Annotated in this window: 16 protein-coding genes; 6 read left to right on the top strand and 10 right to left on the bottom strand. The window is 41.4% G+C overall.

Translation table 11 applies throughout. The features are described from left to right. Positions 1–54: 54 nt before the first annotated feature. The 6 genes from truA to leuC all read right to left on the bottom strand — a co-directional run bounded on the left by truA (position 55) and on the right by leuC (position 8,735). On the bottom strand, positions 55–837 hold the full coding sequence (gene truA, locus EV695_RS13170) for a tRNA pseudouridine(38-40) synthase TruA (RefSeq protein WP_131906448.1): 783 nt from the start codon (positions 835–837) through the stop codon (positions 55–57). A gap of 219 nt (positions 838–1,056) precedes the next feature. Then, positions 1,057–4,002, bottom strand: a complete 2,946-nt coding sequence (locus EV695_RS13175; protein WP_131906449.1) for a motility hub landmark protein FimV — start codon at positions 4,000–4,002, stop codon at positions 1,057–1,059. Between the two features lie 398 nt (positions 4,003–4,400). Continuing rightward, the gene (locus tag EV695_RS13180) at positions 4,401–5,426 is read right to left on the bottom strand and encodes an aspartate-semialdehyde dehydrogenase (RefSeq protein ID WP_131906450.1); all 1,026 of its coding nucleotides are present in this window, start codon (positions 5,424–5,426) and stop codon (positions 4,401–4,403) included. 5 nt (positions 5,427–5,431) lie between these two features. Then, positions 5,432–6,517 (bottom strand): 3-isopropylmalate dehydrogenase, encoded by a 1,086-nt coding sequence (gene leuB, locus EV695_RS13185; protein WP_131906451.1) that lies wholly within the window; start codon positions 6,515–6,517, stop codon positions 5,432–5,434. 137 nt (positions 6,518–6,654) lie between these two features. After that, the gene (leuD, locus tag EV695_RS13190; protein WP_131906452.1) at positions 6,655–7,302 is read right to left on the bottom strand and encodes a 3-isopropylmalate dehydratase small subunit; all 648 of its coding nucleotides are present in this window, start codon (positions 7,300–7,302) and stop codon (positions 6,655–6,657) included. A gap of 2 nt (positions 7,303–7,304) precedes the next feature. After that, positions 7,305–8,735: a 3-isopropylmalate dehydratase large subunit gene (gene leuC / locus EV695_RS13195; RefSeq protein ID WP_131906453.1), complete on the bottom strand. Its 1,431-nt coding sequence runs from the start codon at positions 8,733–8,735 to the stop codon at positions 7,305–7,307. A 171-nt stretch (positions 8,736–8,906) separates the two neighbouring features. On the opposite strand from leuC, the gene EV695_RS13200 reads away from it, so the two are divergent. Continuing rightward, entirely contained in the window at positions 8,907–9,794 is an 888-nt protein-coding gene (locus EV695_RS13200; RefSeq protein WP_131906454.1) for a LysR family transcriptional regulator, read from the top strand. A gap of 133 nt (positions 9,795–9,927) precedes the next feature. On the opposite strand, the gene EV695_RS13205 is transcribed toward EV695_RS13200, so the two are convergent. Next, positions 9,928–11,196 (bottom strand): leucine-rich repeat-containing protein kinase family protein, encoded by a 1,269-nt coding sequence (locus EV695_RS13205; protein ID WP_131906455.1) that lies wholly within the window; start codon positions 11,194–11,196, stop codon positions 9,928–9,930. Between the two features lie 226 nt (positions 11,197–11,422). Here EV695_RS13205 and EV695_RS13210 point away from each other — a divergent pair, with 226 nt between their 5' ends. Then, positions 11,423–12,037, top strand: coding sequence for a hypothetical protein (locus tag EV695_RS13210; RefSeq protein WP_131906456.1), 615 nt, complete (start codon positions 11,423–11,425; stop codon positions 12,035–12,037). A 137-nt stretch (positions 12,038–12,174) separates the two neighbouring features. Here EV695_RS13210 and EV695_RS13215 read toward each other — a convergent pair whose 3' ends face one another. Next, entirely contained in the window at positions 12,175–13,356 is a 1,182-nt protein-coding gene (locus EV695_RS13215) for an acetyl-CoA C-acyltransferase family protein (RefSeq protein WP_131906457.1), read from the bottom strand. Positions 13,357–13,687: 331 nt separating this feature from the next. Continuing rightward, positions 13,688–14,488 carry a MipA/OmpV family protein gene (locus EV695_RS13220; RefSeq protein WP_131906458.1) on the bottom strand — a complete coding sequence of 267 codons (801 nt, stop codon included), beginning with the start codon at positions 14,486–14,488 and terminating at the stop codon, positions 13,688–13,690. Between the two features lie 238 nt (positions 14,489–14,726). On the opposite strand from EV695_RS13220, the gene EV695_RS13225 reads away from it, so the two are divergent. The 4 genes from EV695_RS13225 to EV695_RS13240 all read left to right on the top strand — a co-directional run bounded on the left by EV695_RS13225 (position 14,727) and on the right by EV695_RS13240 (position 18,420). Beyond that, on the top strand, positions 14,727–15,209 hold the full coding sequence (locus tag EV695_RS13225) for a hypothetical protein (protein WP_131906459.1): 483 nt from the start codon (positions 14,727–14,729) through the stop codon (positions 15,207–15,209). 142 nt (positions 15,210–15,351) lie between these two features. Continuing rightward, positions 15,352–16,110, top strand: coding sequence for a response regulator (locus EV695_RS13230; RefSeq protein WP_131906460.1), 759 nt, complete (start codon positions 15,352–15,354; stop codon positions 16,108–16,110). Between the two features lie 3 nt (positions 16,111–16,113). Then, positions 16,114–17,880 carry an ATP-binding protein gene (locus tag EV695_RS13235; protein WP_131906461.1) on the top strand — a complete coding sequence of 589 codons (1,767 nt, stop codon included), beginning with the start codon at positions 16,114–16,116 and terminating at the stop codon, positions 17,878–17,880. Positions 17,881–18,045: 165 nt separating this feature from the next. After that, positions 18,046–18,420 (top strand): VOC family protein, encoded by a 375-nt coding sequence (locus tag EV695_RS13240; protein ID WP_131906462.1) that lies wholly within the window; start codon positions 18,046–18,048, stop codon positions 18,418–18,420. Between the two features lie 19 nt (positions 18,421–18,439). On the opposite strand, the gene EV695_RS13245 is transcribed toward EV695_RS13240, so the two are convergent. Further along, on the bottom strand, positions 18,440–19,195 hold the full coding sequence (locus EV695_RS13245; RefSeq protein ID WP_207907084.1) for a 3-hydroxybutyrate dehydrogenase: 756 nt from the start codon (positions 19,193–19,195) through the stop codon (positions 18,440–18,442). Between the last annotated feature and the right edge of the window lie 46 nt (positions 19,196–19,241).

Consider the following 19,241-nt stretch of genomic DNA (forward strand, 5'->3'; position numbering starts at 1 on the left):
CCCTACTTTTAGGCACTTTTTATAAGATTATTTGCAAAACCCAATCAGAACTTTTCACAAACCATAAAATGGTGGCGAAGCCACTTCAGGCAAATTAAATCTTTCAGGGTATTTAACACTGACAAAATACAAACCACAGGCAGGTGCAGTTATTCCTGCCTGTGTTCGATCTTTTATTTCCAGGAGTTCTGTAAACCACTGCGGTGATTTATCGCCAGTTCCCACCAGAAATAAACTACCTACAATATTTCTAACCATATGATGCAAAAAAGCGTTGGCGACGATATCAACATAGATATATCGATGATCACGTGTCACTGTGATTTCCTGTAACTCACGCATCGCATGTTTTGCCTGACAACCAGCCGCTCGAAAGCTACTGAAGTCATTCTCGCCTAATAATTTGCTTGCAGCATCTTGCATAGCATTTTCATCAAGATGGTATCGAAACCAGCAAACTTTCTTATCCAATAATGCAGGACGTGTTGGTTGATTCAGAATGATATATCGGTAGCGCCTTGAAAGCGCAGCAAAGCGCGCATGAAACTCATCATCTACAGGTTGAATCCAGCGCAGCGCAATATCATCAGGCAGATTGGTATTTGTTCCCATAATCCATGCTTTTTCAGTACGCACAGCATCAGATTCAAAATGTACGATTTGACCTATTCCATGCACACCACTATCAGTTCGACCTGAGCATGTTAAATCTATAGCGTGATTTGCAACCGAGGAAAGCGCCTTTTCAACTTCACCTTGCACTGAAGGGCCATGCGATAAACGTTGCCAGCCATAATAAGCGGTACCATTGTATTCGATGCATGCTGCGTATTTCATTAATAACTCTCTGATGATGATATGTAAGTATATCGTTTAGTCTGAAGACTATTCTATCTTTTACCAACAGTTTTTCGATGATCCTATGCGATCGTTTTTATCTTGTTATTGAGCCAGAACTGCCTATTAATTTCAGACATAAAAAAACCGGGCTATGCCCGGTTTTTGATTTACTATTAAAAATTAGATCAGTTTGTAAGCATCTAACTCTTTAGTAGCTTAGCCATTATTATGAAGTAGTTCTTCAGCTTGGCGTTTTTGCTCATCACTACCTTCTTCCATAACTTCTTCTAAAGTACTTCTTGCGCCTTCTATATCACCCATGTCGATATATGCTTTTGCAAGATCAATCTTAGTTTCAACTTGTGTTTCTTCGATTACTTCAGAACCTGAGTCCAGATCAAGGAATGATAAATTATCATCAAAATCTGCGAGTAAGTTATCATCATCAAGCTTGCTATCTAATGTTTCACTAGCAACTGCTTTGTAAGCATGCTCACCTGGCATTATTTTATCAAAGTCATCTGAATCTAATTCTAGATTAAGATTTGTTAGATCATGGCTCTCAGCTCTATCTAAGCCTTCTTCTAGAGAAACTTCAGAAAAGTCTTCAGCATCTAGTAACTTATCTAAGGAATCATCATCCATTGAGAACTCTAGATCATCTGACTTATCTGTTGCCACATCTAGAATTGAATCTGATGCTTTTTCAGTCAAGTCATCCATGTCATCGTCAATGTCGATACTAAAGTCATCATCAAGATCTATCATATTCGTATCGTCTGTATCGATGATATCAGTTTCAAAACCTTCTAGATCACCTACTTCAGCAACTGGATCGATACTATCGTCTTCGCCTAAAATATCGTCTAGATCGAAATCTTCCAGATCATCCAGATCAGTGTCAATATCATCTAAGTCACCAAGTTCAGACATTTCTTCATCAAAACTTAGCTTCTCTGATTCATCCAGAATAGTGTCTTCGATTAAGTCATCATCAGATAGTGCGTTTGCCATATCTCCTACAACTTCTTCGGCTTTGTCGCCTGCAGATGCTACTGCTGTTCCGGCTACCATTGCGACTCCTGCTGCAGCTGCTGCTACACCACTTGCCTTAGGTAACGATGAAGTTTCGTATAATTTGCTATCAGGAAGTAATGCTTTACCCCATTCACAAATTTCGTCCCAGTAATTTTGTTTATCGTCTGCATCCAGATCCATGAAGACCTTAGTTGCTTCTTCAAATGCATCCTTCTCACCTGCTGCTTTGTAATTTTCTAGTAGCTTAGCGTGAAGCGCTGCATTATTCGGGTAACTAGTAATCGCACGTTTTATTTCAGATTCAGCTTGATCATGTAAGCCGTACACTATGTAAACATCCACTTCCTGGATTAAATCATCTAATTCGTTATCAGATTCAGCGCTAGTTGGCTCAGGATGATTCTCTTCTACATCAGCATGTGCTTCGATATCTTCATCGTGCATCACAAACTCAGATTCATCAATCATTTCGTTGTCATCAACAAACGTTGTTTCATCGTTTGCAAAATCTTCGACTTGATCACCATGCAGACCACTATCAATCATGCTTGAGAAATCTTCTACTTCCTCACCTTTAGATTTACGACGTCTCATGAAGGCCAGTCCACCTAACAGCGCTAGTAATGAACCACCACCTATACCAAGTGCAGTTGGCGAGCTGATCATACCCATGATATCGAAAGCTGATTCTTCAGCAGCTTCATTCTTAAACGGTGGCGTTGGTTTTACCTTAGGAGTGATTGGCTCAACCACTTCCGGTACATTAGCAACTACCGCAGGATCAGGAGTACGAATTATTTCACCGTTCTCATTCGCTAGACTGCCTGCAACTTGTTCCTGAATATCAGTACCTTGATTTTCAACAACTGGTTGAGGTGTTTCTGATGAATTTACAGGAGTTGTTTCATTATTATTTTCTACTGCCGCATCAACTGTTTGCTCAGTACTCTGCACTGGAGCAGGCTCACCATTCAGATTAGCTTGTAAACCAGCGAGTTGCTCACTCTTAAGCGTAATCAAACGATTCTTTTTACGTAATAAAGATTCAAGTTCGGAAACTCGTGACTTCAATTCTTCGTTTTCATTTTGCTTAGAAGTCAATGACTCCGTTAACATCGCTAACTGCTTATTAAGTTCTGCAACAGAACCTTTACCAGAACCTGATGATTCACCAGATGCTTTATTATTCTTACCCATTACTTCTAGGCGGGCTGACTGATTAACAGACTTTGAACTGCCTTTTGCTTTTGCAACTTGCTCAGCACGTGCCGCTTTCCAAGACCTTGCCTGAGCAACAATCTGAGATTTTGCTGTACGAACAGGAGTGGATCTCGCTTCTTGAATAGAAGGACGAGCCATCAGAACACCTGATTTCAGGTTATTCATATTACCCTGGCTAAACGCTCTTCGGTTTTTCTCAAACAAGGCAACCATCATCTGCTCTTTACGTACACCTTGATAACCTAACTTGCCAGCAATTTTAGATAATGTATCACCGCGTCTTACGCGATAATTTCTACTCTGTGAAGCTTGTGCAACTCTAGCAGGTGCAGCAGCCGGTCTTCTGACAGGAGCTCTTTGAGCTTGTGCGGGAGCAGCTGCTCTTACTACGCGACGTGGTTGTTGTTGAACCTGACGTGGTTGAGCAGCGGGTCGTGTAATGCGACCTTGTGCTCTTGGTTCTGCTCGAACACCTGCGTTGTTACTTGCGATTGCTGTATTAGGTCGCATTAACACTGGCGGATCAAGAAGAACCGTATATTCTTTAAGGAGTTGCCCATTTGGCCAGCTGACTTCTAATAAGAAGTTAAGGAACGGCTCATTAATAGGCTGATTAGAACTAACCAGAATAACAGGTCGGCCATTTTGTACAGTTGTTTTAAAACGAATACTGTTCAAAAACGCTGGTCTATCAATTCCCACTCTATTAAATACATCAGGAGAAGCAACTCTAACACGTAGACTTTTCGCTTCTGCGACGCTTGTTGAAAGTAAGTTAATTTTACCCTGGAAAGGTTGATTCAAACTGGATTTGGATTCAATCTCACCTAGACTGAGTGCGTTAGAAGCTGTTGGGATAGCCATTGCCATGCAGATGGCTAGACTTAAGGCTTTCTTATTCACTTGTTATTCCCCTTTTATTATTTTTATCAACATTCTGAATCCATTCATTGCTTCAACAAACTTACGAAACATTCCTGAGACTCATTGCTCCAAACAGAGCTAATGGTTAGTTATATTTATTGTTATCGTATCTACTCATAGGTCTTTTAATTATTATTAATACTATGATGTAAATACTCCAGACCCCTAAATACTGGATACTGTGCACAAATATATCAAAATAAGGATGAATCAAAACTGAACGATTCACTTTATTGTCATTTTTTGTCCTTATTTGTCCTTATATAAAAAAAAACCTGTCAGAAAGTGACAATTTCTGACAGGTTTTAACGTTGTAAGCTATATAAACCCTACTTATATATAGAGGATCTACTAACACAAACGACTAACAATCTTGTTTAAATATAATCTCTGATGAGAACTTCAGCGATCTGAATACTGTTTAATGCAGCACCTTTTCGTACATTATCTGCAACAACCCACATATTTAAACCGTTTGAATGAGAAATATCTTCACGAATACGACCCACATACACAGGATCGTTATTCGCACCTTCTGATACAGCTGTTGGATAACCGCCATCTTCACGACGATCGATGACTTCTACACCCTCAGTATTCTGTAACAACTCAGTCGCATACTCCGCCGAGATTTTGTCACGTGTTTCGATATGTACAGCTTCAGAGTGCCCAAAGAAAACAGGAACACGAACCGCTGTCGGATTCACTAAAATATCATCGTCCTCCATGATCTTGTTAGTTTCCCAAACCATTTTCATTTCTTCTTTGGTATAACCGTTATCCTGGAAAACATCAATCTGAGGAATAACATTGAAAGCTATCTGCTTCGGATAAACCTCAACTTTCGCTTCTTTACCGTTTAATAACTGCGCTGTTTGTCCCGCAAGCTCTTCAATCGCTGGTTTACCGGAACCTGAAACCGCCTGATAAGTGCATACATTAATACGCGTGATTTTTGCCGCATCATGAATCGGTTTTAAAGCGACCAGCATTTGAATCGTCGAACAATTAGGGTTCGCAATGATTCCACGGTTGGTATATTCAGCAACTGCATGAGGATTAACCTCTGGAACGACCAATGGAATATCGTCGTCATAACGAAATTCAGATGTGTTATCGATAACAACACAACCTTGAGACGCTGCGATTGGCGCATATTCACGAGAAATTGCGCCACCTGGTGAAAATAAACCGATTTGCACTTTTGAGAAATCAAACGTCGCAAGATCTTCAACAACCAGACTTTTGTTTCCAAACTTTACACGTTTACCTGCAGAACGCTCACTTGCTAAGGCGTAAACTGTTCCCACTGGGAAATTACGCTCAGCCAGAATCTCCAGCATTACTTCGCCTACTGCGCCAGTTGCACCGACTACCGCTACATCGTATGTTTTATTAGACATCTTAATTATCCTTTTAGGGCAGCAACTACTGCATCGCCCATCTCACTTGTTGAAATCTTTTTCAGACCTTCGCTTTCTACGTAAATATCCGCTGTGCGTAATCCTTGCTTTAATACAACTTCTACCGCTGCATCGATCTTGTCTGCCAACTCTGCTTTATCTAAAGAGTAACGTAACATCATGCTCACAGACATAATTGTCGCCAATGGGTTTGCAATATTTTTTCCTGCGATATCAGGTGCTGAACCATGAATCGGTTCGTACATGCCTTTGCCATTTGCATCTAAAGAAGCCGATGGAAGCATGCCGATTGACCCTGTTAACATTGCCGCCGTATCAGATAAAATATCACCAAACATATTACCCGTTACCATAACGTCAAACTGCTTAGGATCTTTAACTAACTGCATCGATGCGTTATCCACATACATATGACTTACTTCAACTTCAGGATATTCCTTAGCAACACGATCAATCACTTCATGCCACAACTCCATCACTTCAAGAACGTTAGCTTTATCTACTGAACAAAGACGTTTACCACGCTTCATGGCAATCTGGAATGCAGAATGAGCGATACGCTCGATCTCAGACTCTTTATAGATCAATGTGTTGTAACCTTGGCGCTCACCATTTTCCAATGTGCGAATACCACGTGGCTCACCAAAATAAATACCACCGGTTAATTCACGAACAATCATCATATCCAGACCTGCAACAATCTCAGGACGTAACGATGAAGCATCAGCCAACTCTTCATTCAAAATAGCTGGACGAAGGTTTGAGAATAATTGCAGATCAGCTCGAATACCTAACAAGCCGCGCTCAGGTCTAAGGTCACGAGGTAACTCTTCGTATTCATAACCACCTACAGCACCCAATAAAATGGCATCGGCTTCTTTTGCTAACACTTGAGTAGCTGGAGGATAAGGATGACCAGCAGCGTCATAAGCTGCTCCACCGATATCACCGTTGGTAATTTCCACATCCAAACCAAAATCTGATTTAAGGGTGTCGATTACTTTGATTGCTTCTGCAACAATCTCTTTACCGATGCCGTCACCGGGAAGTACTAAAATCTTCTGTGTCATTTCTCTATCCTTTCCAATCTTTAAAATTCTTTAATTAGTCGTTTGCTTTATCAACTAAACAACAATATTCACAAAAAGTGCCTATAAGTAGGGGGGTGGCTTAAATTAAGTCACCCCCCTACTTTTGAAGTGTTTTTTTAACTAAACAACCAAGGTGCAGTCTGTTTACGTTTCTCTTCATACGCTTTGATTTCATCGGCATGTTGTAAAGTTAAACCAATATCGTCCAGACCATTCAACAAACAATGTTTGCGCACCGGATCAACCTCAAAACTGGTAGCTTCAGTATGCAAATCATCTTTCTCGATCACTTGTTGTTTTTCAAGATCAATCGTTAGACTGTAGCCTTCCATCATTTCTGTTTCTGAAAATAGCGAATCAACTTTCTCTTCTGATAAAACAATCGGCAAAATGCCATTTTTAAAGCAGTTATTATAGAAAATATCAGCAAAACTCGGCGCTATTACCGCACGTATTCCATAATCTTCCAGAGCCCAAACCGCATGCTCACGTGATGAACCACAACCGAAATTTTCTCGCGCCAATAAAATCGAACCACCTTGGTAACGCGGCTGATTCAAAACAAAGTCTTTCTTAAGTGCACGCTTGGAATGATCCATTCCTGGCTCGCCCGTTTTTTCATAACGCCAATCATCAAATAATGTCGGTCCAAAGCCTGTACGGCTAATCGACTTTAAATATTGCTTAGGAATAATCGCGTCGGTATCCACATTCGAACGATCCAATGGGATCACTAAACCTTTATGTACTGTAAACTTTTCCATGACTATACCTCCGCTCTTTCTAAGTCGCGCACATCAGTAAAGTGCCCGTTAATGGCAGCCGCCGCAGCCATAGCTGGACTTACCAAATGTGTTCTTCCGGCTTGTCCCTGACGCCCTTCAAAGTTTCGGTTTGACGTCGACGCACAACGCTCACCTGGCTCCAATTTATCGGCATTCATCGCCAAACACATGGAACAGCCCGGCTCTCGCCATTCGAAACCGGCATCAGTGAAGATAGTATCCAAACCTTCATCTTCCGCTTGTTTTTTGACTAAACCAGATCCCGGAACAACCATCGCCAAGGTTACGTTATCCGCAACTTTATGCCCTTTAACAACCGATGCCGCCTCGCGCATATCTTCGATGCGTGAATTGGTACAAGAACCGATAAAAATCTTATCGACAGCAATCTCATTGATTGATTGCCCTGCTTCAAGCCCCATGTATTTAAGTGCAGAAGCAATGCCCTGACTTTTAACCGCATCATCTTCTGCCGCTGGATCAGGGACTTTCGCATTTACCGATAGCACCATCTCAGGTGAAGTTCCCCACGTTACTTGTGGCTCAATACTACCTGCATGAATACGAACGATTTCATCGAATTCTGCATCATCATCTGATTTTAAGTCTTGCCATGCTTCAACGGCTTTATCCCAAGTCTCGCCTGTCGGCGCATAAGGACGACCCTTGACGTAATCGATAGTTTTTTGGTCTACCGCGATCATGCCCGCACGCGCTCCACCTTCGATAGCCATATTACAAACCGTCATACGACCTTCCATAGAAAGATCCATAATGGCTTCACCTGCAAACTCGATCGCACAACCAGTGCCTCCCGCTGTACCGATTTCACCAATAATGGCTAATACGATATCTTTTGCGGTTACGCCAGGACCAACTTTACCGTCGACACTGACTAACATGTTCTTCATCTTCTTTTGAATTAAACACTGAGTCGCCATTACGTGTTCAACTTCAGAAGTTCCGATACCGTGTGCCAATGCACCAAACGCACCATGCGTAGACGTATGTGAATCGCCACAAACAACCGTCATACCGGGTAAAGTTGCACCCTGCTCTGGACCAATAACATGAACGATTCCCTGACGGATATCATCCATCAAGAATTCATTGATTTTGTATTCTTCACAGTTCTTATTCAGTGTTTCAACCTGAATCTTGGCGACAGGATCAGAGATACCCGCCGTACCATTACCGCGATTCGCTTTAGTCGTCGGTACATTATGATCAGGTACTGCAACAATTGAATTGGTGCGCCATAGATCACGATTTGCCAATCTCAAACCCTCGAAGGCCTGTGGCGATGTAACCTCGTGAACCAGATGTCTATCGATATACAATAATGAAGTACCGTCTTCTTCACGGACCACATGGGAATCGAATATCTTGTCGTAAAGTGTTTTTCCTGACATAAAATTTACCTTTCATTAACTAGTCGTAGGGCATTTAAACGTATAAAAAACCAACAGCGCCCAACTTATCTATCATTCGGGCGAGTTTACTCTTAATACTTATATAACTATAATTGTATATTTTCATAATTTTCATTCCAATTAGTTATATAGGATTTGCTTTTTACTTTTATGGATATTTCAGCTTACAAAGCCTTCATCTCAGTTGCCGAATTAGGCACCTTTTCTAAAGCGGCGGAACACCTTTATATAACGCAACCGGCGGTTAGTAAACGCATAGCGCTATTAGAAGACCAACTCGGCAGCAAATTGTTTGATCGTGTTGGTAAACGCGTGATGTTAAACGAAGCGGGTCGCGCCCTGTTACCAATTGCAGAACGCATTCTGCAAGACATGAAAGAATCGCAACGCGTTATCGACAACCTCAATGGCCAGGTCAGCGGTGAACTATCACTGGTCACCTCACACCATATCGGCCTGCATCGTCTACCCGATATTTTAAAAAACTTTACCGAAAGCTACCCACAAGTACGATTAGATTTAGCTTTTATGGATTCTGAAGACGCTTGCCACGAAATTGAAAAAGGCCATTTCGAACTGGGTGTCGTGACCCTCCCATTAAGTAATTCAAAACGTTTAAAAATCACGCCACTGTGGAATGATCCATTAACGATTGCCGTATCTCCCGATCATCCGCTAGTAGCAATAGCCAAAGACAAGGCTATTAATCTTTCTGAACTTGCCAAACACAGCGCTATTCTTCCTGCGGTAGGCACTTACACCAGAAGTGTTATCGAGAAACCGGTGATACAGAAACAAGGTGCGTTAGATGTGATACTGGAAACCAACTATCTCGAAACCATCCGCATGATGGTCACCATCGGTTTAGGCTGGAGTGCGTTGCCCAAAACCATGCTCGGCGATGATTTAACGGAGATAAAAGTAAAAGGTCTTAAAATTGAAAGAACACTTGGTATTGTGCAACACGCCAGTCGCAGCTTATCGAATGCTGGTAAAGCATTTATAGAGATACTGGAAAAACATACGCCCGACAATTAGAGCTAAGTCACCCCCCTACTTTTGAATGATATTACGTTATTGTTTTTTAAAAACTTAAATTGAATTGTGCATAGCTAGGCACTTTTTTGCAGAACAGTTTTGTTAAATACAACTTATCAAGCAAGAATCTAAATTAACCAATAATCTTTCGCTCAAGATTCTTGTAAGTTTCGCTGGTTTTATCTTCTTCCCGACACACACTCAATAAATCCTCAATAAAATAATTTAAAGCACGATGTTCAATCTGCTTGATTTGCGCCTGTTGTTTTTCATTCAGCATGTGATACATGGTCGCAGCACCAAAGTCTCCAACAATAATATTCGCTTCTTCATCGAACAAAGCATTGTGCGCATATAAGTCTCCATGACACACCTGACTGGAATGCAAATGGTGAAAGACATCTTCCATTTGCCCCACTATTTTCTGAATTTGCGCTATCGACAAGAAAAAATCATCAGGAAAGGTATCGCGAGTACACGTTTCAAAATTTGGTGGTTGACCCAGATTATCAAAATGCGGCGGAATCAAACTCATGATTAAAGCGAGACAGCCTTTTCCATTCAACCCGATTTCATTTACTTGAGCCAAAGACTTCACCAGATTTGGATGGTTGCCCACTTTCAAACAGGCATTCAATTCATCTTTTGGATAACCATCGCTGGTGACTTCGCCTTTAAATACTTTAACCGCAATATCGTTTTGAAACAGGTTATGGTGCTCAGTCTGTTGCTGATTCCAGCGCGCTTTGGAAATCACGCCAGAAGCTCCACGACCGAGTTCTTCTAGCAATTCATAACTATTTGAAGGTATTTCAGGAGCTGACTTGATCACGATATCCGAATAACTAAATGGATTGCCCGAAAATGCAAACCACGCAAGTTTCGGCAAACCCAGCAATTGATCAGGACATTCAGTCAATTGATTCGCTGAGATTCGGACTAATTCTAAATTAGTAGATTTCGCTAAAGTTTGCGGTAACTCTGTTAATCGATTACCTGCCAATGCTAATTTTTGGAGTCGAGGTCGCTCGCCCAAAGAATCAGGCATTTTAGCAATCTGGTTATCCGTTAATATCAACCAACGTAATTTTGGCGGTAATGCGTTCTCAGGAACGTGTTTTATTTTATTCGATTTGAAACCAATCATTTCCAGATTCAGGCATTGCCCAAGCACTTCTGGTAATTCTTCGAAGTCATTATCTGAAACAAACAGGATTTTAAGCTTCTGCAACTGCAGCAACTCTTCGGGTAACGAAGACAGGTTATTATTGGTTAAATCAAGGATTTCCAAACTATCCGCCAGAGATAGAATCTCCATAGGAAATGACGTTAGATTTTCTGACAATGATAGACGTTGAATGCCTGAAAGTTCACCAGATTTTAATTGGGAAAGGGTATGCAAAATAATGAATCCAGAAGTGGGTAGAAACGAAAGGGCGGGAGTTTACTAGAAAACAGAGTAAATAGTGATAGCAATCAAAAAGGTCTCTCTGCTAATTATCAGCTTAGATGTTATCCACCCCCCTACTTATAGCGGATTTTTCATTCATCTGGGATAAATAGTGAATCTGTTAAATTACTGCTTACATTAATTTGTATACTAATTAAACAATTTCAAAGAAACAAAAATGCTAATTCTTTTTGTCGTAAGTCTGTTTTTCTTCTGGATGATTTATCGGGAGATCAAAAGCCATCAAGCACTGGATACCTTTTCCAAAGGTTATATAGCCGTGTTGTTTATACTCGGCGTGCTCTCGTGCAAGCCGATTCTCGACCACTGGCGTTTTGAAAGTCTATTATCTTCTAAAGCCACGTTACTGGCTGATGGCAAACCCGCCCATGTTAAATGCGCTACGGTATTTCAATCGGTCTATGACAAGTTTGGGCTTGCCGGCACAGGCAATCCAGTAACGGGGGAAATCGTACTGCAATACCCGACCTGTAATGATTTACGTGATTATCTGGAAGATCCTGAAACGGCAAATACAAGAGAAATCACCAGCCTCCATGTGTTCACCCACGAGGCTATGCACGTTCGCGGCGAAATGAACGAACAAAAAACCGACTGCCAGGCCATCCAAAGAAATGTCAGAGCAGCCAGAATGCTAGGCGTACTGCATCATGTCGCCGAACAAAATGCGCGAGATTATTACGATGGTGCATATAGGTTTCATCCCTATTTTAGCGAGAAATGCGCGAAGGGTAAGGAGCTGGATGAAAACCTGAGTGAAGCGATTTGGTAATCTTTTCGTGCTAAAGACAAAAGTCACCCCCCTACTTTGGGGTACTTTTTTTACGAGTTTCCAAAAATATTAAAGATCACCCATAAAAAAGGGCAACCTATTGTTGCCCTTTTTTGATCAGTTGATTTTGAATGTTTTTACAAACGCTCAAATACCACTGCAATTCCCTGACCACCACCAATACACATAGTCACTAATGCATGTTGACCATCGACACGCTCAAGCTCGTAAAGTGCTTTAGTTGCAATGAAAGCGCCTGAACAACCGACCGGATGACCTAGTGCAATCGCGCCGCCATTTGGATTGGTCTTGTCCATATCTAGCTCTAAACCTCTTGCCACTGCGATAGCTTGTGCAGCAAACGCTTCGTTTGATTCTACAACATCCATATCCTGAATCGTCAAACCTGCTTTTTTCAATGCGAGCTTAGACGCTGGTATCGGGCCTTCACCCATAATCTCATTTGGCACACCTGCAAGGGCGTATGAAACAATTCTTGCGATAGGTTTCTGTCCCGCTTTTTCTGCAGCTTCTGCTGCGGCGAGAACGAAGAATGCAGCACCATCATTGATACCGGATGCATTACCCGCGGTTACTGTGCCGTCTTTTTTAAATACGGTACGCATTTTACCTAACGACTCCATGCTGGTACCCGGTCTTACATGCTCATCTGTATCAAACGTCACTTCACCTTTACGCGTTTTCATGGTGATCGGAACAATCTGCGATTTAAAACGACCTTCTTCGATAGCCTGAGTTGCACGACGATGTGATTCCACTGCCAATGCATCTTGCTCTTCGCGAGTGATACCCCATTTTTCTGCAAGGTTTTCTGCGGTTACACCCATGTGCCCCACACCGAATGGATCAGTCAGTGCCGATGTCATCATATCAACCAGATGCGTATCACCCATACGCGCGCCTGTACGCATCGCAGGAGACATATAAGCGCCGCGTGACATAACCTCTACACCACCACCAACGCCGTAATCACAATCATCGAGCATGATGGATTGCGCGGTTGAAACGATTGCCTGAAGGCCAGAACTACACAGGCGGTTAACCGTCATCGCGACAGAATCCATCGGCAAGCCAGCTTGAATCGCAGCAACACGAGAAACATAGGCATAACGAGAATCGGTAGGGATACAGTTACCTACGGTGACATAATTAATATTTGCAGGATCAACCGTTGAACGGTTAACCGCTTCTTTCATGACTTGTCCGGCTAATTCATGAGGCTCTATCTGGCTTAACGAACCACCAAAACCACCTACGGCTGAACGAACGGCACTTAACACTACGACATCACGACTCATTTTTGATTCTCCTCTTTGTTATTTATTGTCTTAAGTTTCAGTCAAAACTTGGCTGTTAATAAACCATAGCAAACAAATCATAAAAAGATTGGATTAACAGCTGATTATAGAGATAAGCACAAAAGCACTGTTTTCTTTTTAATCATTAAACAGCGCTATGCTAGGCTCGGTTAACGTTTAAACTCCGCAATATAAGAAAAAACAAGAAATATGAATAAGAAACCAAAACAAGAAAAATAGATAAGAAAAAAAGTAGGTTTCATGTTTCAAAACCTACTTAACTACTTAATATTTTTATCAAACGAACATGCCGTGCGTGACAGTTGTTGAATTAAAACCAGTAAGTCACACCAAGATTAGCCACTACGTCATAATCCTTATCGTTGGTTAATGGACTATTACGCATCGCGTCATCTCGCTTCTCGTACACAAGCCCCGCATCAAATGAAAAGTGCTTGGTGAGATTCAATTGTGATTCCACTCCAATATAAGGTGTCGTCGTAGCTGCCGCTTTATAGGCCGCTCGAGATGCTGTCGCTTCAGATGCCTTAACACCGTAATAGTAATCGACGGTTTTGTTATTCTGATATTTAACACCGGCAACTCCTGCAACCTTAAACTCACGCTTACCATTCCAGTGTTTTGCATGAGGCTCAATACCCCCAAATTTCAAATCAGCAGAAAAGCCTTTACTCGCGTATACATCACGGGTCGCCTCAAGCGCCAGTGGACCGTATTTGGTTTTGAGCATGGCACGTGCGCCAAGATCGAGCGATGCTTTGCGCTTATCCATTCCTTTAAAGAATTTCAGATCTTTGGGATCGATGGCACCATTATTGCTTTTGCCGATAATTTCGACGGCGTATTTATCCGTCTCCAACAGACCATAAGACAGCGCTTTGTTATCGATATTAAACTTCTCGCCACGATATTGAAGCCCCAAGGATGCGAAGGCATCGGTATCTTTTTGGTTATAACGACCGATTTCATTATCTACATTGAGTGACACACCCCAATCAGCAGATGCGTGAGTTGTCAGTAGGCACATGCAACTTGTAGCGATGATTAAACGTCCTTTTTTCGCGATAGCTCTAGTAATGCGTTGGTCGATGTTTTTTCTAAAGTGTTTCATGTTATTTCCTCGTTAATAGTTTTGGATAAAAGTTAAATCTGAATTAAAAACTTCGAAGAAATAATAAGATGAAGCACGCCCCTGTTCTGTTGCTGCATGGTTATGCTTTTGTTGTGATTTGTAGCCGAGCAAGGATGTATGTTACAAACCGATACATTTCAATAACATTCTATAAACAGACGTTTTGATTGAGTTTGAGCATTATAAGGTTTCACTTTATTCGCTTAGGAAACCCAAAATGAAAACTCAAAGAATACTCATCTGCGCTGCACCTGTTATCGCTCTGACACTGGTTGCTCTATGTTTAACCGCGTGTTCAGGACAATCTCCCAGGGTAACCCCGGGTAAATTAGAGATATCAGAAAATGTCACGACGCATAAAGGCAAAATAACCAATATCATTCAATTATCCGAGAAAGAAGCACCGCCAGAAAAAGTACTAGTAGGCGTTATCTCAGGTGCTGTCATCGGACACGCGATCAGCGAAAATGGATCTGACGAAGCGCAGGAATTGGTTACGGCTATTGGCGCAATTGTGGGCGAGCATGTTGTTATGAACAACTATGGGAAAACAATTTACCGTTTACAATTACTTCTCGATAACGGTACGATCAAGGAGGTTTACGTGCGTGGTGGCTCTTATACTATCGGAAAATATACCAAAGTAACCGTGCATAAACACCATGGAGATATTACTTCGCTCGTATCGTTACAATCATAAAAATACGTGCCTGTATTAACTCTTATTTACACCCCCCTACTTACGGGCACTTTTTTATTGCACGAATACTCCTGTACTCTTATGGTAATAATTGAAGTAATAATGAATCAGTTTACATAACTGTAATTAGCAATAACCAACAATGAATACTGAAAGCAAAACGATCAAACCCTATAACGACATCTTACTGGTAGAAGATGATGTCAGGCTGTCTTCATTAATCGCAGAATACCTTAGCCAGAATGGCTTAAAGGTTGCAACGCAATTGCGAGGAGATGATGCGGTTGACGACATTATTCAACAACAACCGGATTTAGTAATACTGGATATTATGCTACCAGGACTAGATGGTTTTGAAGTCTGCAAACAAGTGCGTGGAAAATATTCTGGCCCCATCTTGATGATGACCGCTAAAGACGAAGAGATCGATCAAGTGGTTGGACTGGAAATTGGCGCGGATGATTATGTGGTAAAACCGGTACAACCCAGATTGTTGTTAGCGCGTATAAGAGCTTTATTGCGCCGAAGTTCACCCCTCGCTGAGACAGAAAAACATCAAAATAAAACGGCAAACAAACTCGATTTTGATTCATTGGTAATTACCAAAAGCTCGCGCAGCGTCACCATCAACACAAAATCTGTTGAGCTCACCACAACCGAATTTGATTTGCTCTGGTTATTGGCTAGTCAGGCTGGAGAAATTCTCAGCCGAGATCAAATTAGCGAAGCGCTCTCTGGTATCGAATATGACGGATTAGATCGATCTATTGATATACGCATTTCACGATTACGTAAGTTGCTTGGTGATAACACCAGTAAACCACAAGGCATAAAAACAGTCCGTGGCCAGGGCTATCTTTTTGTGGCTGATGGCTGGGCGTCACTGCATAGCCAGGCTTGATCAATGATTAAATTATTCATCACTCTGTACATTATGGTACTGGCATCTTTTGGCCTTTTCATCGGCTCTGGTGTAATGCTGGACTATTTGGGCGATAAACTCATCGCCAGCAGCAATATCGAAAGAGATATAACGCAGGGTACATTTAATTTACTCGATCAATCTATTCATGGATTAAACGAAGGTCAAACCAGAGACTTGATTAAAGAGTATCAACGCAAATTTGGCGATGAGTTTGGCATAACAGATATTTCACAGATAACGCTGGATAAGAAACAAACCGTTAAACTTCAAACAGGTGAAATCGTAATCCTCGATCATTCGACACATTCTGATGATTCATCTGACCTTGTAGAAATGGGAACTGATGAAGATATTAAGAATAAAAATGAGAACGAACACGAAGACGAAGACGCTCATAATATCCTGTATCGAAAAATACCAGAGTCGGACAAAGCCTGGAGAATAAATCTGGATATAGACTCTGCAGTTGCCATTAACGACCAAGGAGTAAGTACCACAATAAAAGGCGGGCAATACGCTGAAGGCATGCTGTATTTGATACAGAAAAAACTTTCTCAAGTTCCCTTAAAACAGTGGCCCGATGTGATCAAAGAGATTCAAATGCACTTTGGTCTTACGCTTAAATTAACTAATCTTGATGACATCAAAAAATCACTTAGCAACCCAGCTGAACAATTAGTAAATTTATTAGAAGGAAAAGTTATAAACAGCACCCAAGGGAGCAATTACACGACTTTTGTACAAAAAATAAATGCCGACATCCTAAGCAAATATCCAGACAATGGATCAAGCGCTAATCAAAATTTAGCGATTCAGGTCGGCCCCATAGAAATCCCGTGGTTTATCCGTAACTTGCCAACTCTGATCATACTTGCATTTGTTTTATCCATTGCAACAGCATTGTTTCTTTGGCTGTTGCCGCTTTGGTCTAATTTACAAAAAATCAAAAAGGCTGCCATTGAATTTGGAAACGGCAATTACGATACCCGTATTCCTACTCGTAAACGCTCATCGATTGCTGATGTTACGACTGCATTCAACAGCATGGCAGAACGTACTCAAGACAGTATTCGATCTCAAAAAGAGCTCACTTCTGCGGTTTCACACGAGCTAAGAACTCCCGTAGCACGCATGAGATTTGCTCTGGAAATGCTGGAAAACACGGATGATCAAAAAGCCAAACTGCGTTACAGCTCTGATATCAATGATGATATCGACGAACTAGATCAACTACTCGAAGAGCTTTTAAGTTATGCCCGCTTTGACCAATCAACTACACGCTTAAATGTACGTATGGAAAAATTATCTCACTGGCTTACGGAGAGTATGAATAAGCTCATGCCATTGGCTAACGATAAAAACCTTAATTATCAAATTATTGGCATAGGCGCTAACGAAAGCGCATCTTTTGAACCACGTTTATTGTCCAGAGTCTTGGATAATTTGGTGCAAAACGCCATTCGTTACGCGCAACACAACATTGAAGTGACTTTGTGCAAAGATAATGACCATTACTTGCTTATCGTCGAAGACGATGGTTGTGGTATCCAAAAGCAACAGCGAACAAAAGTGTTCGAAGCTTTTTCACGTCTGGATGCAAGTCGAGACAAAGCCACCGGAGGCTTCGGTTTGGGCTTAGCGATTTCAGATAAAATCATCAAAGCCCATAACGGAGAAATCAAAATTCGAGAATCTGCATTAGGAGGAGCAAGATTTGAAGTCTATTGGCCACTTAAGATACAGTAGACTAAATTCAATTTATTAGTGTCTAATTTCTAGCTATTGTAGAGATTAAAAAGCCACCCCCCTACTTTGGGGCACTTTTTTTACGCTATCTAAATATAGTTAAAAATATAGTTAAAAATATAGTTACAAATATAGCTACATTAGTTATTAAACCGAGGAATTCTCATGATCATCGACCACATCGGTATTGCAATTTCAGATTATGAAAAAAGTCTGGCTTTTTACACCAAGGCCTTGGCGCCTTTAGAACTCTTTCTGGTAATGGAAGTTGAAGGTTGGGCAGGATTTGGCAATAGCAAAGAAAAGGCAGAATTCTGGTTTGGTCCAGACGAGAAAGTACAGAGCCCAATGCATATCGCATTTTTAGCTGAGAGTCGCCAAAAGGTGGGCGAGTTTTATACTGCTGCAATAAAAGCAGGAGCAACATGCAACGGCGAGCCAGGAATTAGAGAAATCTACCACCCCAATTATTATGGTGCGTTTGTGATTGACCCGGACGGGCATAATATCGAGGCTGTTTGCCACAGCCCCGAACAGTGATTTACTAGAAGAAAGGCTTCTATTTAGCCGTCCAACCGCAATCGATTTTCCAGTTAGAACCGGTAATTGATGAGCCTTTATCAGAACACATAACAAGTACCAGATTAGCTACTTCATCAGGCTCTATCAAACGTTTAATTGCAGCAGGTTCGAGCATAACTTTTTCAACCACTTCTTCTGGCGTTATATTGCGTGTTTGCGCCTGATCTGCAATCTGGTTTTCTACTAAAGGCGTACGCACATAAGCAGGGCTAAGTGCATTAACAGTAATACCGTACTCCCCACCTTCTAAAGCCGCTGTGCGCGTTAAACCAATCAAACCATGCTTAGCCGATACATACGCCGATTTAAACGGTGAAGCAATCTCACCATGCACAGAAGCGATATTGATAATACGTCCCCATTTTTGCTTTTGCATGGTTGGCCATGCATAGCGCGTTAAGAGGAAAGGTGCAGTCAGTAAAATATGAATCATTTCATCCCAGGTATCTTCGGGAAAATCTTCAATAGGTGAAATATGCTGATAGCCACCGTTGTTTACCAGCACATCAATTCGACCAAATGTTTTTAAGGTTTCATCGATAAGGTTTTTACAGGACTCACGGCTAGCTAAATTAGTCATGGTAAAATGACAGCCTAAATCAGCCGCCAACTGGTGACCAGTATCCTCATTTAAATCTGCGATAACGACATCATAGCCTTCACCAATTAACGCCTCGACACACGCTTTACCAATACCGCTTGCTCCGCCCGTAACTATTGCACATTTTTTCATTATTAAATCCCTATAAGACGTAAATTATTTAATTGCCATAAAAATA

Origin of the sequence: Cocleimonas flava, from assembly GCF_004339015.1 — a bacterium.
GTDB classification, from domain to species: domain Bacteria; phylum Pseudomonadota; class Gammaproteobacteria; order Thiotrichales; family Thiotrichaceae; genus Cocleimonas; species Cocleimonas flava.